Source organism: Mesorhizobium sp. B2-3-15, from assembly GCF_006442875.1.
Lineage (GTDB): Bacteria > Pseudomonadota > Alphaproteobacteria > Rhizobiales > Rhizobiaceae > Mesorhizobium > Mesorhizobium australicum.
Window position 1 is genome coordinate 43153 of record NZ_VFVO01000018.1, and the last position, 14172, is coordinate 57324.

Below are 14172 nucleotides of genomic sequence, written 5' to 3' on the forward strand. Positions count from 1 at the left end.
CAGGCGCCGCGCTTCAGTCTTCGTTTTTGTGCATGTCGTCTTCCCAAAACCGAGGTCACTTTTGGGCGACATGCATCAGCGCCGCAGCACCGCGCTCAGCACGTCGCGGATGCCGATCGCGCCGACGAAGCGCGACTGGTCGTCGAACAGCGCCACGGGTGCGGTCTGCGACCGGTGCATGGCCAGCATCACGGTCTTCAGCGAGGTGCCGGGATTGGCCCAGAACACTTGCGCCAACTCCTCCGGCTGGCCCTCGACATCGGCGCAGGACACCCATACGGCCGGCTTGCCGTCGCGCTCGGCCGCCGCCACCAGCCCGTGCTCGTCGATCTTGAAGCGCGTCGTCTTGCGCCGGTCGAGCCACACCCAGCCGTCCTTGCCCTGTTCGAGATCGCGGCGGTCGCGCATCACGTTCCAGGCGGTCAGCACCGAGAGCGGGTTCACATTGGCGATGAAGTCGCGGACATAATCGTTGGCGGGGCGCAGCACGATGTCTTCCGGCGCGCCGGTCTGGACGATACGGCCGCCCTCCATGATAGTGATGTGGCTGCCGATCTTCAGTGCCTCCTCGAGATCGTGGCTGACGAAGATGATGGTCTTCTTCAATTCCGCCTGCAGCTGCAGAAGTTCGTCCTGCAGCTTGGTGCGGATCAGCGGGTCGAGGGCCGAGAACGGCTCGTCCATCAACAGGATAGGCGCCTCGGTGGCGAAGGCACGCGCCAGGCCGACGCGCTGCTGCATGCCGCCCGACAGCTCATGGGCGTATTTGTTCGACCATTGGTCGAGATTGACCAGCTTGAGCTGGCGATGCACCCGCTCCTTGCGCTCGGCGTCCGGCACGCCGGCGAGTTCGAGGCCGAGACCGACATTTTCTTCCACCGTGCGCCATGGCAGCAGGCCGAACTGCTGGAACACCATCGCCACCTGCTTCTGGCGCAGCCGCCGCAAGGTCGGCTCGTCACAGGTGACGACATCGACCGTGCGGTCACCGTCCTTGACCAACACTTGGCCGCGCGACACCACGTTCAGCCGGTTGACCGCGCGAAGCAGCGTCGACTTGCCCGAACCGGACAGGCCCATCAGCACCGAGATTTCGCCTTCATGCACGGTCAGGCTGGCGCCGGCGCAGCCGAGCACATTGCCGGTCTTCTCGAGGATTTCGGCCCGGGTGGCGCCCTTGTCGATCATCGCCAGCGAGCCGGCCTGGTCGGCGCCGAAGACGATATCGACATTCCTGAAATCGACGGCGACGGTCATTTCTTGCCTCCAACGCCAATGCGGGTCATCCGGTCGAGCACGATGGCGAGCACGACGATAGCGAGACCGGCCTCAAGGCCCAGATCGATGCGGCGCGAACCGAGCGCCCGGTTGATTTCCGTGCCGAGCCCGCCGGCGCCGATCAGGGCCGCGAACACCACCATCGACAGCGACAGCATGATCGACTGCGTCAGACCCGCCATGATGGTCGGCAGCGCCGAGGGCAGCTCGACCTTCCACAACAGCTGGCTCTTGGTGGCGCCGAAGGCCTCGCCGGCCTCGATGATCGACTTCGGTACCGAGACGACGCCGAGATGGGTGAGCCGGACCGCGGTCGGGATGACGAAGATGATGGTGACGATCAGGCCGGGCGCATTGCCAAGACCGAACAGCGTCAGCACCGGGATCAGGTAGACGAAGGTCGGCAGCGTCTGCATCAGGTCGAGCACCGGCAGCATGATGCGATAGACCTTCGGCTTGTGCGCGGCCCAGATGCCGAGCGGCACGCCGATCGCCATCGCCGCCGCCGCCGCCGCGACAACCAGCACCAGCGTCTGCACCGTCTGTTTCCAAAGGTTCTGGTTGATGATGAAGATCAGCCCGATGAAAACGCCGATGGCGAGCGGCCGCGAACGCTGCAGCAGCCAGGCGATGACGGCAATCACCAAAGCGAGCAGCACCGGCGGCACCATCAGCAGGATGTTGACCAGCCCGTCGAGCAGAAAATTGAGGCCATTCGAGAACGCCCTGAAGACGGTGTCGAAATTGTCGGTAAGGAAACCGAAGAACGCCTTTCCCCAGGCGCCGATCGGGATCTTGTGATCGACCATGAACTTGGAAATCGGATCCATCTCACCCCTCCTTTGCCAGAGCTCTGCCTTCGGCCCCGTACTGTCGCGACGTCATCTTGTCACAGGATACGAAAAAGGGCAGCCTTTTCCACAAAGACTGCCCTCTGTTTCGGTCACGCCGAAATCAAAGTCGGCTCAGCTTCCGAGCGCGGTCTTGACCGCCGCCGCAGCGTCGCCGCCGTCGAAGGTGGTCACGCCGGCGATCCACGGCTTGACCGCATCCGGGTTTTTCTTCAACCAGTCGGTTGCCACCTTGTTGGCATCGCTGCCCTTCAGGATGGCGTCCATCATCTGGCCTTCCATATCCAGATTGAACTTCAGGTTGGCGATGAACTTGCCGACATTCGGGCACTCGGTCATGTAGCCCTTGCGCACATTGGTCGAGACGGTGGCCGCGCCGAAACCGCTGTCGCCCATGCCGTCGAGATAGGTGATCTTCATGGCGCCCATCACCGGATGCGGCGTCCAGCCGAGGAAGGCGATCCACTCATTGCTCTTCATCGACTGCTCGGCCTGCGTCAGCATGCCGGCCTCCGAGGATTCGACCAGCTCGAACCCGTCGAGATTGTCCTTCGGGTTCTTGATCATGTCGAGGATGATGCGATTGCCGTCATTGCCGGCCTCGATGCCGTAGATCTTGCCGTTGAACTTGTCCTTGAACTTGCCGAGGTCGGTCAGCGACTTGACGCCGGCATCCGCGACATAGGTCGGCACGACGATGCCGTAACCGGCGCCGGCCAGGTTCTGGCTGACGGTCTCGACCGAACCGTCGGCCGTATAATCCTTGATGTCATTGGTCATCGACGGCATCCAGTTGCCGAGGAAGACGTCGAGGTCCTTGTTCTTCAGCGACGCATAGGTCACCGGAACCGAGAGCTGGATCACCTGCGGCTCGTAGCCGAGCGCGGTGAGCAGCACCGAGGCCAGCCCAGTGGTGGCCTGGATGTCGGTCCAGCCGACATCGGAGAGGCGAACCGCCTTGCAGCTTGCCGGATCGCCGGCGAAGGCGGCGCTCGTGGACAGGAAAGCCGCCAGGCCCAGGCCGGCGACGAAGGAATTCATGCGCGACATCTGTATTCTCCCATTTCGATTCTTTGGCGAAGCGAAGTTACGGTTTTTGTGCCCGCCTTGTTTCGTCAGCCAAACACCATTCTGGAGTGGTTTCAAGCGCTAAGACAATCACGATCAACGGCGCTGGCTGGCCCATCAGCGACACAGCTGACGCTTTCCGCGCCGAGCCCACGCGCAATCTGCCTCGCCAACGGCGGCTTTTTCGGGGGAATGCGGCGCCGGCCCCTCCCGAGGCGTGGCAAGTCGGCTTAAAAGAGCGGCATGGCCAAGCTTTACTTCCACTACGCGACGATGAATGCCGGCAAGACGACCATGCTGTTGCAGGCGTCGTACAATTACCGCGAGCGCGGCATGACGACGATGCTGTTCGTCGCCGGCCACTACCGCAAGGGTGACACCGGCCTGATCTCGTCGCGCATCGGGCTGGAAACGGAAGCCGAAATGTTCCGCGACGGCGACGACCTGTTCGCCCGCGTCGCCGAGCATCACCAGCACACGGCGGTGCATTGCGTCTTTGTCGACGAGGCGCAGTTCCTGGAGGAGGAGCAGGTCTGGCAGCTTGCCCGCATCGCCGACCGGCTCAACATCCCGGTCATGTGCTATGGCCTGCGCACCGATTTCCAGGGAAAGCTGTTTCCCGGCTCGCGGGCGCTGCTGGCGATCGCCGACGATCTGCGCGAAGTGCGCACCATCTGCCGCTGCGGCCGCAAGGCGACAATGGTCGTGCGCCTCGGTCCCGACGGCAAGGTGGCCAGGCAGGGCGAACAGGTGGCGATCGGCAAGGACGTCTATGTCTCGCTCTGCCGCCGGCATTGGGAAGAGGAAATGGGCCGCGCGGCACCTGACGACTTCATCGGCTTTATCAGCCGCTGAATGGGGCTCGCTGGGGCGTCGGCGTGGGTAGCTGGCTGCCACCTCTTGTCGGCCGCGCCGTTCTATGGTGCCTTTGTCAAGGTCAGCGCCCTATTTTCCCACCCTCAGCCACAGCCTCCCGGGGTCAGCCATGCTTCGAGCCGTCTTGTCCGCCAGCCTTCTTTTGCTTGCCACCTCCGTTACCGCCCGGGCCGGGGGCGATCCTGTGCTGGGCAAACATGTTTTCAACCGATGCATGGCCTGCCATGAGGCGGCGTCCGACCGCGACAAGGTCGGCCCGCATCTGATGGGCGTCGTCGGCCGCAAGGCGGGAACCGCCGAAAGCTTCCTCGACCGTTATTCGGACGCCATGAAGAGCGCGGGTGCTGCCGGTCTCGTCTGGGACGAGGCAAATCTTGCCGAATACCTCAGATCGCCCAAGCTGAAGGTGCCCGGCAACAGGATGGCCTTTGGCGGCCTCAGCAATGACGACGACATCGCCAACGTCGTCGCCTATCTGAAGGCCGACCCCAAACCCTGAGCAGACGCCGTTCGTCGTCGGACGGGCCGACTTGTGCCGCCGGTGGGGCTGCAAATGGCCAGTTGTTGTCGAGTTTAGGAGCCATTCGCTTCCGCGTGGATTGATTGCTTTGCCGGCATCAAAGTTCAAAATCAGCTGAACAAGGCTTGGCCTGCCAGTTGATCACGTCATGACCACGGCTCCACTGGCTTTCAAGGGTTCGGCCGGATATTTGTTTTCGCGCCACCCACTGTCTTCACGTCTTTCAATCCCCTGATACCCCACATATATTCGCCGCTGTTCGCAACCAGCGAGCGGAAGCCGAAGCGGGAGGCCCCTATGGCGACATTGCAGAATTTCGATGCCGAAATTGCCAAGACCAAGCAGGTCGTCCAGGACATGCGCACCAAGATCGAGCAATCCGGCACCGTGCTCGACACGCTCGCAACCGCCGACAAGAAGATCGGCGACGCCAATTTCGACATCGAGAACGCCCGCATTGAGGATGTACTGAAGCAGCAGAAGGTGATGGAAGGCAACATCGCCGACCTGATCATCGGGCTGGAGGACGCCACCAACGTCTTCGGCGCCGAGTTCGAGAGCATGAAGAACTATACCGGCTGGGAAAACTTCGTCGGCGTTTTTTCGGCGCAGCGCAAGCAGCGCATGCGCACCGATCGCGTCCGCAACATGTCGCTCGCCGGCAACCTGCAGGAGCTGCTGGCCAAGTCCGATACCATCGTCGGCATATTGAAGGCGCAGAAGGAAATTCTCGACCAGCGCTACAAGACCTCCGAGGCCAGCCTGTCGCAGGTGATCGAGCGCCGCAAGATCACCATGACCAACCTCGAAACCGTGCAGAAGCGCATCGAGGAGCTCAATCCGATGCTGCTCGACATCGAAAACAGGATCGCCGCCTCGACCAGCCAGAAAGACCGCACGCAGCTCGAGGGCGAGCGTTCCAAGCTCGCCACCGAATACAATGAAAAGCAGGCGAAGGAGCAGGAGCTGCTGGCCGAAAGCCAGACGCTGGAGCGCTATACTTCGATGTTCCAGACCTTCGTCGATTCGCTCAACAACCAGATCGCCGCGCAGTCGACGCTGATCAACAAGCTGACCATCGATACCGAACAGCGCATCGTGCTCTACAAGGCGCTCGAGGACTCGCTGAAGACCGCCGCCCAGCAGGACGTCGCCCACAAGATCAACACGCTGGGCAGCCAGGTCGACAACACGGCCGAGGAAACCATGGCCGGCATCGGCGCCGCCTCGCAGAAGCACATCGGCGATCTCTTGGAGATGCACGAGAAGAACATGGTCGCCAGCGCCGACATCCAGCGCCGCAAGAAGCTGGCCGACGATGCCTTTGCCCGCCGCTTCGACGAGGTGCTGAAGAAGCACAATTCGGCCAACTACGTGCAGTCATAATTGCCGCGCACACCGGTGCGACAATCCCAGGACTGACAGCATGACCCCCGAAAACGACGCCGCGGCGCGGTATTTCTCGGCAATCACGGCCGCGCTCAGCGGCCTTGAAGTGTTCATGCGCGACGACCGCTCGCCGCTTTACCGACACGGCATCGTCGCCAAGATCGTTGCCGAGTACATCGCTCGGCTCGACAAGTCCTTTTCCTGCTGGCGCAACCGGCTGGGCTTCATGGACACGTTCCGCATTTCGCGCGCCGAGAGCGGCTACCCGGTGTTCCAGAACCTGCTTGAACTGGAAAACGACCGCCTGCAGGCCGAAGCCCGGCTCGCCAACATCCCCCAGGCCGGCGAGCTGCGCGAGGAGATGGCCGACTTCATCCTGCGCCACAAGGAGTTTCCCGAGGCGCTGCAGAAATCGATGGCCGAGCGGCTCTATCTCGAAGACGTCAAGAGCGAGCAGACCTTCGGTCCGTTCACGCTGGCGCAGACGGCCAAGGTGTCGGTCAATCCGAAGACGGCGCGGCCTTATTACCTCGTCCACTGGGCAAGCTTCGACGGCAGCGCCAACCTGCCTCTGGTCTATATGGTGACGGTGGAGGATTCGTCGGAAAGCATGGTCCGCCAGCTTGTCGACCGGAGCGGCAAGCTCAACGACAAGGTCGACATTCCGCTGCCCGTCGAGGGCCTGCTCAACCCCGAGCTTGCCCACCGCTTCGACGATTTCACCGAGAAGAATTCAGCCTATACGCTGTCGCCGGCGACCATCGCGGTCAATCTCGACAAGGATTTCGAGCCATTGCACCCCAAGCAGCTGAGGCGGGTGGTGCTTGGCCCCTTCTACTCGGCAGGCATCACCGACAACAATTCGACGGTGACGGAAGTGCTGACCAAGGTGCGCAAGCCCGAAAATGCCTGGCTTTTGACCTGGACCATCCAGGAAGTCTATTCCAAGGGCGAGAAGCCCGGCCGCAAGGGCCTGTTCTCCAGCGAGAAGACGACGCAGGAATTCTTCATCAACACCGACGACCTGGAAGCCGCCCGCCAGGGCGTGTCGAGCTACGAAAACCACGCGCTGATCCCGCACGAAGCCTACCAGGCGCTTTACGCCGCCGGCGAAGCACAGAAGATCTTTGGCGGCTACAAGGTTCACATCCTGTCGAATGGGCAGGTCATCTCAGACGTCTGACCGTCACACCACGGAGCACCCTTCATGGACACCGGCCTGACCACCATCCCGGAAGCGGCTATCGAAAAACACCGCGCCACCGCGCAGAGCTTCATCACCCGCATCGTCGTGCTGGAGGATCCATCGCGCGAATCCGGTACGGCATTGGCCGGCACCAACCGCCGCTTCGTCTCCACCGTCTCGGTCGGTTCGGTGCGCCGCACCCGCGAGGTCGAGCTGTCGAAGACGGTCGGCGCCGTTCATCCCGACGACCAGTTGCTGACCATCCCGCAGCACACGCTGCTCTTTCGCGCCCGGCGCGGCACGGCGATCGCGCTGGCGGTATCGGACGTCTTCGCCGAAGGCTCCGATCTCGAAAGCCTGCAGGCCAGGAACACCCGCGCGCCGCTCGAAGGCGACGAGGCGTCCACCTTCAAGAAACTGCTGTCGGCTTCGGCCTATATTTCGGCCTTCAGCCTCGCCTCGTATCTGTTCCAGCTCATCGACGGCGACGGCGAGGCGCCGAACGATATCCCCGAGCCGGACTTCCTGTTCGACACGCCCCAGGATGCGGTTAAATCGATCCTGGCCGGCCTCGACAAGGCGATAGCGGGCTCGACGGACGAGGGCGACCTGACGACCAGGGCGCGCGCCTTCGCCCGCGTCGCCATCGACGGGCTTTTGGCGCGCAAAAGCCGCTTCGACGGCATCGGCCCGTTCGAGAACGCCCATATCCGCATCGACGCCGACGACTTCACCCTCGACGGCTTCGACGTGGCGCCGGGCAAGCGCTCCAAGCCGCTGGTGATGACCTTCAAGAAACCGGAAGAGGTCGTCGGCAACCACATCGCCAAATACCAGTCCGTCAAGCTCGCCAAGATGCTGATGGCCTATGATTTCGAGCGTGAACTGAACCCGTTCGTCGAGCTCGGCGGCTTCCTGTTCACCTTCATCGGCGACGGCGCGCCCGGCACCGGCAAGACGACGCTGATCCAGATGATCGCCGGCCTTGTCAACGGCTATTGCCAGGTCGCCGGCTATCCCTTTGCCTATGAAAATTTCGGCGTCGACCAGATTTCGTCCTACCAAGGCAAGTCTGGCCAGAACTGCCGCCAGTTCATCAACAATGTGTTGAACCCGCGCGTCATCGGCTTCGGCACCATCGACGACATCGACCAGGTGGCCGCCCGCCGTTCCGACGACCGCGCATCGGCCGGCCAGCAGGAGATCACCGGCGTGCTGATGGACGCCTTCGCCGGTGCTGCCACCGTGGTGCGTGGCAATTGCTCGTTCGGCATGTTTTCCAACTATCCCGAAAATGTCGACGATGCGCTGCGCCAGCGCGCCGGCGCCCGCTGGCTGGTCGACGGGCCGCAGACCCGAGACGACTATATCGACATTTTCGTGCTGCTCGCCGGCAAGAACCACGAAATCCCCCTGGGCAAGCACGAACTCTACGCCGCGCAGGAGATCCAGCGCGCCGTGACCGAAGCCTATGAAGAGCATGAAAAGCCGCGGGAGGACGGACTGGTGCGGGTCTACGAGCGCTACATGAAGGAAAATGGCGCGCCCAGGACCATGGCCGACATCGGCACCTACCTGCACCTGATCAAGGACGCCGAGCCGCGCTTCACCGGTCGCGCCATCAAGAACGTCACCGACGCCATCAAGATGCGTGCCATGGACATCGAGCTTCCCGACGACTGGTTCGAAAAGCCGGAAGCCTTCATGCACAAGAGCTACGACGCCAAGAAAGCGATGATCGAGGAATTGCGCGGGCCGTTCTCGATGGACATGGTCATGCAGGAGATCAACCGCTACGCCGATTCCGAGTTCCGCTATTCCGACAAGTCCGACGATGCCGCGGTGGAGAAGCTGCTGCGCGACGCAAGGCTGCGCGAACGCGCGGCGCGTGAGATGGAGGAGATGAAGAAGAAGGGTCTGTGGAATGCGTGAGGCGAGCTCTTCTTCCTTCTCCCCGTTCACGGGGAGAAGGTGCCCGAAGGGCGGATGAGGGGCAGCGCCATGCGTGGTGGAAACGAGCCCAAGGTGGCAAGAGCCCGCGAGCTTCGGAAAATCGAGAACGATGCCGAGGAAAAGCTCTGGCATGAACTGCGTGGGCGACGATTGAATGGCCACAAATTCATTCGCCAACTGCCCATCGGGCCCTATTTCGCCGACTTTGCCTGTCGTGAGGCTAATCTGGTCGTGGAGGTCGATGGCAGCCAGCATGCAGGTGGATCCCGGGATCGCTACAGGGACGAAACGATGAACGCTAATGGTTGGTCGGTATTGAGGATTTGGCACGCTGATGTTTTGAGCGGCCGAAAGAGCGTATTGGAGACCATCGTTGCGGCCGTGGATGGTCGGCTGAACAAGAAGATGATTGGCATCGACGCGAAGTTTCTGCCTTCAATCTTGGAGACGAGATGATGAGCGTTTGCGCCGCCCCTCATCCGCCCTTCGGGCACCTTCTCCCCGTGAACGGGGAGAAGGCAAGATGAGCAAAAAACCCGATCTCCTGCGCGACAACGAACTCATCTACGGCCGGCTGCTCACGGTCGACGAGCCGCATCTCATCCAGCGCTACAACAAGGCGCTGGCGGCTTTCGGTCTCAAGCCGACAAAGCTGAAGAGTTTCCAGATCGACCGCACCGGCTTTTCGCCCGAAGTGGCCGAGGAGTGTGGCGACTACGATTATCTGGATCCCAACGAGGTCAACCGCCGCTTCATCATCCTGACGCCGTCGCAGATCGACCTGCCGGTGGTGCACACGGCCTTCTCGAACACCTCGCAGCTGATGTTCGAATTCATGTCCAGGAACCAGCGCGCCATAGACGCGCTGACCATCAAGGACGTGATCTACGGCGAGATGGAGGATTCCGTTCCCAAGGTCAACGACATCGAGGACCTGCTGTCGATCAGCCAGGTCGAGTTCAAGGTGCTGTCGGCCGAGGACGTGCTGGGCAAGGCGGCCGAGCTCGGCAAGCTCGTCGACCGGCTGAAGCAGGAGCCCGACGCCTGGCGCGACAATGCCATGCTGACCCGCATGGTGGAACTCGCCAAGGTCTGCGGCGACGTCAGGGAGAACGCGCTGGTGCCCGACCAGGTGATCTTCCGCCACAACGCCTACTGGACCAGCCATTTCGGCGGCCTCTACGTCTTCGTCGATCCCGACATGACGACGGTGATCAGCGATCCGGCGGCTCCAGGTTTCCGCCGCTCGCGGCCCTGGCAGGTGAGCTATCTCTCCATCAAGGACGCCGACAAGGTGTTCAAATTCCTGGCCGCCACCGGCCGCATCGAACTGCCGCGCGCCTCCTGGATCGAAACCTCGGGCTATCTCGAGCACCGCGCCGAAATGGTGGTGCGCGCGCTGATCCGCGACGCCGAGCCGAACCGCAATTTGACCGATGTCGACAAGGTCTGGCTGCAGACCTGGATCCAGAGCCATGCCGACCTGATCACCAGGGACGGCAATTTTCCCTTCCTCAACGCCGCCAAGCGCGAGATCGCCCAGCTCGGCCACCTCAAGATCGAGGACGTCTTCCCGCAACAGCGCTTCCTGGTGGTCCGCGCCAAGCCTGATCATCCCGACGCCTGGCTGACCAACCGGCTGATCTCGGATTTCGTGCCGTCTGACTTCGTCTCGCGCTACATCTTCAACAAGGACGGCTTCTACAAGGACTATGACGGCTTCAGCGACGCTTGGCGATCGCATGTTGTGGACGTTCTGAAAACCACATATTTGAAGGAAAAGGTGGCGTTTCGCACACGCCTCTACGGCCTGACCGACTAGAACGATATGAACCGGCATTCCGTTCTAACTTGTTGTTTTGGTGCATGATGTTATCCAAAAAGCCTGCAACTTTTTGGCATCGTGCTGAGGGGGTGATACAGCCATGCTCGACCCGATCGTGAACTTCTTCGTCAAGCTGTTCCAGTGGATCGGCCGCGGCATCGGCCTTCTGATCGGCGTGATCCTGTGGCCCTTCTTGTGGGCCGGCCGCTGGTACACGCAGCGCGGCTGGATCCTGAAGGCCGTCGTCGGCCTAGCCTTGCTGGTGCTGATCGGCCTTTACGCCAACTTCTTCTACGCCACCCAGTGGTGGAACAGGTTCAACCCGAACTACCCGGACACCTATACGTTCGAGAAGCGCAACGTTTCCGCCGGTGAACAGGTGGCCGCCGGCGCCGGCACCGACACGGCCAAGACTTGCGGCAACTCCGGCATCGCCCAGGTGGCGGCGGACCTGACTGACTTCAACGTCAACCAGAATGCCTGGATCTCGTCGATGATCCTCTACAAGCTCGGCCTGTTCGGCATCGACTGGGACAACACCCCGTGGATGGACAACAAGGCCTCTTTCCAGCGCGGCATCAACCAGGCGGTGCGACGCACGGCGACCGAGCTTGCCGACAATCTCGGCCGCGTGCGCACCACCTCGCAGATCGATGCCGACCTGCAGGACGCGCGTGGCAATCTGCAGTTCGACGAGTATACCTGGTATTTCGGCGTGAGCCCGTTTGGACCGAAGACACCGACGCCGAGCTACTATCGCGACGCCGTGCGCAAGCTGCGTTCGTTCAATGCCCGGCTCGCCACCTGCCAGGCCACTTTCGATGCCCGCGCCGACAATCTGAAGCAGTATATCGATCGCATCGCCAGTGACATCGGCTCGACCTCCGCCATCCTCAAGGAGCGTGCCGAGAACCACAACAATGGCTGGTTCGACACCCGCGCCGACGACCGCTACTGGTTCGCCTATGGCCAGCTCTATGCCTATTACGGCCTGATGAAGGGCGCCCAGGCCGACTTCGAGGACGTCATCAAGGAAAAGCACCTGCAGAGCCTGTGGGATACGATGGACGCGCAGTTCGTGTCGGCCCTGCGCATCCAGCCCTTCATCATCGCCAATGGCCGCGAGGACGGCTGGCTGCTGCCCACCCATCTGACGACGATGGGCTTCTACGTGCTTCGGGTGCGCTCGAACATGGTTGAAATCAGCAACGTGCTGACGCAGTAGCGCTGTCCCACGGCAACACTCGCGATGGCGGATTTGCGTCGTCGCGTCTGTCGCATTCCGTGCATTGTGCGGCTGTTTTGAGACGGCGGAAGCGCCCCTGCTCTGGCTTCTATACGGCGCGGCAAGCGGAGCCATAAAGAACCGGGAATAGGTCGGCCCGCCGCAGAGGAATTTTCTCTATAGGAAACATAGTTGCATGAAAGTTGACGCCGCCGCAGCGACAGGGTTAGATGCCCCGCGCGTCCGGCTCCAGCCTTCTTGCGAGTAAGATCAACCCCGTCCCCTCCACCGTCCAATCCAGAGGAACGCCGTCATGGCCGAAGTGAAGTCCGACATCGAGATCGCGCGTGGCGCCAGGAAAAAGCAGATCCAGGAGATCGGCCAGAAGATCGGCATCCCGACCGAACATCTGCTGCCCTACGGCCACGACAAGGCCAAGATTTCGGCCGAGTTCATCAAGTCGGTGAAGGGCAACAAGGACGGCAAGCTGATCCTGGTCACCGCCATCAACCCGACCCCGGCCGGCGAGGGCAAGACCACCACCACCGTCGGCCTCGGTGATGGCCTCAACCGCGTCGGCAAGAAGGCGATCGTCTGCATCCGCGAAGCCTCGCTCGGCCCGAATTTCGGCGTCAAGGGCGGTGCCGCCGGCGGCGGTTACGCGCAGGTCGTGCCGATGGAGGACATGAACCTCCACTTCACCGGCGACTTCCACGCCATCACCACGGCGCACAACCTTTTGTCGGCCCTGATCGACAATCACATCTACTGGGGCAATGAACTCGGCATCGACACCCGCCGCGTGGTGTGGCGCCGCGTCATGGACATGAACGACCGGGCGCTGCGCGAGATCATCTGCTCGCTCGGCGGCGTCGCCAACGGCTTTCCGCGCGAAGCCGGCTTCGACATCACCGTCGCCTCGGAAGTGATGGCGATCCTCTGCCTCGCCACCGACCTGAAGGACCTGGAAAAGCGCCTCGGCGACATCATCGTCGCCTATCGCCGCGACAAGTCGGCGGTCTATGCCCGCGACCTCAAGGCCGATGGCGCCATGGCCGTCCTGCTCAAGGATGCCATGCAGCCCAATCTGGTGCAGACGCTGGAGAACAACCCGGCCTTCGTGCATGGCGGCCCGTTCGCCAACATCGCGCATGGCTGCAACTCGGTCGTCGCCACCACGACGGCGCTCAAGCTTGCCGACTACGTCGTCACCGAAGCCGGTTTTGGTGCTGATCTAGGTGCCGAAAAGTTCTTCGACATCAAGTGCCGCAAGGCCGGACTGAAGCCGGCAGCCACCGTCATCGTCGCCACCGTGCGCGCCATGAAGATGAATGGCGGCGTCAAGAAGGAAGACCTTGGCAAGGAGAATGTCGAAGCCGTCAGGAAGGGCTGCCCGAACCTTGGACGCCACATCGAGAACATCAGGCAGTTCGGCGTCCCGGCGGTCGTTGCCATCAACCACTTCTATTCCGACACCGACGCCGAGATCCAGGCGCTCAAGGACTACGTCGCCTCGATGGGCGAGGAAGCGATCCTGTGCAAGCACTGGGCCAACGGCTCCGCCGGCATCGAGGAGCTTGCCAACAAGGTGGTGGCGCTCGCCGAATCCGGCGCGTCGCAGTTCGCGCCACTCTATCCCGACTCCATGCCGCTGTTCGAGAAAATAAACACCATCGTTCAGCGCATCTATCGCGGCTCGGAAGCCATCGCCGACAAATCGGTGCGCGACCAGTTGAAGGCCTGGGAGGATGCTGGTTACGGCAACCTTCCGGTCTGCATGGCCAAGACACAGTACTCGTTCTCGACCGACCCGAACCTGCGCGGCGCGCCGACCGGCCACACCGTGCCGGTGCGCGAGGTCAGGCTGTCCGCCGGCGCCGGCTTCGTCGTCATCATCTGCGGCGAGGTCATGACCATGCCTGGCCTGCCGAGCAAGCCGTCGTCGGAAAAGATCTTCCTCAACGAGGCCGGCCAGATCGAAGGCCTGTTCTGATCTTTCAT

General features: G+C 62.1%; 12 protein-coding genes. 9 read left to right on the forward strand and 3 right to left on the reverse strand.

Translation table 11 applies throughout. The features are described 5' to 3' along the window. Positions 1–75: 75 nt before the first annotated feature. From choV to FJ954_RS28725, 3 genes are all read right to left on the reverse strand, one after another. Positions 76–1257: a choline ABC transporter ATP-binding protein gene (gene choV / locus FJ954_RS28715; protein WP_015316047.1), complete on the reverse strand. Its 1182-nt coding sequence runs from the start codon at positions 1255–1257 to the stop codon at positions 76–78. Then, complete coding sequence (choW, locus tag FJ954_RS28720) at positions 1254–2108, reverse strand: choline ABC transporter permease subunit (RefSeq protein ID WP_140665124.1); 855 nt, start codon at positions 2106–2108, stop codon at positions 1254–1256. The genes choV and choW overlap by 4 nt, the downstream gene beginning before the upstream one ends. 135 nt (positions 2109–2243) lie before the next feature. Next, positions 2244–3179 (reverse strand): choline ABC transporter substrate-binding protein, encoded by a 936-nt coding sequence (locus FJ954_RS28725; protein ID WP_023781406.1) that lies wholly within the window; start codon positions 3177–3179, stop codon positions 2244–2246. Positions 3180–3440: 261 nt separating this feature from the next. On the opposite strand from FJ954_RS28725, the gene FJ954_RS28730 reads away from it, so the two are divergent. From FJ954_RS28730 to FJ954_RS28770, 9 genes are all read left to right on the forward strand, one after another. Continuing rightward, positions 3441–4052 carry a thymidine kinase gene (locus FJ954_RS28730; RefSeq protein WP_140665126.1) on the forward strand — a complete coding sequence of 204 codons (612 nt, stop codon included), beginning with the start codon at positions 3441–3443 and terminating at the stop codon, positions 4050–4052. Positions 4053–4182: 130 nt separating this feature from the next. Next, the gene (locus tag FJ954_RS28735) at positions 4183–4572 is read left to right on the forward strand and encodes a cytochrome c family protein (protein ID WP_015316043.1); all 390 of its coding nucleotides are present in this window, start codon (positions 4183–4185) and stop codon (positions 4570–4572) included. Positions 4573–4890: 318 nt separating this feature from the next. After that, positions 4891–5979 carry a hypothetical protein gene (locus tag FJ954_RS28740; RefSeq protein WP_140665129.1) on the forward strand — a complete coding sequence of 363 codons (1089 nt, stop codon included), beginning with the start codon at positions 4891–4893 and terminating at the stop codon, positions 5977–5979. Between the two features lie 40 nt (positions 5980–6019). After that, positions 6020–7165, forward strand: coding sequence for a hypothetical protein (locus tag FJ954_RS28745; RefSeq protein ID WP_140665131.1), 1146 nt, complete (start codon positions 6020–6022; stop codon positions 7163–7165). 24 nt (positions 7166–7189) lie between these two features. Then, the gene (locus FJ954_RS28750; protein WP_140665134.1) at positions 7190–9100 is read left to right on the forward strand and encodes an ATP-binding protein; all 1911 of its coding nucleotides are present in this window, start codon (positions 7190–7192) and stop codon (positions 9098–9100) included. Positions 9101–9169: 69 nt separating this feature from the next. Next, positions 9170–9577 (forward strand): DUF559 domain-containing protein, encoded by a 408-nt coding sequence (locus FJ954_RS28755; RefSeq protein WP_015316039.1) that lies wholly within the window; start codon positions 9170–9172, stop codon positions 9575–9577. A 67-nt stretch (positions 9578–9644) separates the two neighbouring features. After that, positions 9645–10943: a DUF6638 family protein gene (locus FJ954_RS28760; RefSeq protein WP_140665137.1), complete on the forward strand. Its 1299-nt coding sequence runs from the start codon at positions 9645–9647 to the stop codon at positions 10941–10943. A gap of 103 nt (positions 10944–11046) precedes the next feature. Further along, complete coding sequence (locus FJ954_RS28765; protein WP_015316037.1) at positions 11047–12171, forward strand: DUF2333 family protein; 1125 nt, start codon at positions 11047–11049, stop codon at positions 12169–12171. Positions 12172–12484: 313 nt separating this feature from the next. After that, positions 12485–14164: a formate--tetrahydrofolate ligase gene (locus tag FJ954_RS28770; RefSeq protein WP_015316036.1), complete on the forward strand. Its 1680-nt coding sequence runs from the start codon at positions 12485–12487 to the stop codon at positions 14162–14164. Positions 14165–14172 lie beyond the last annotated feature (8 nt).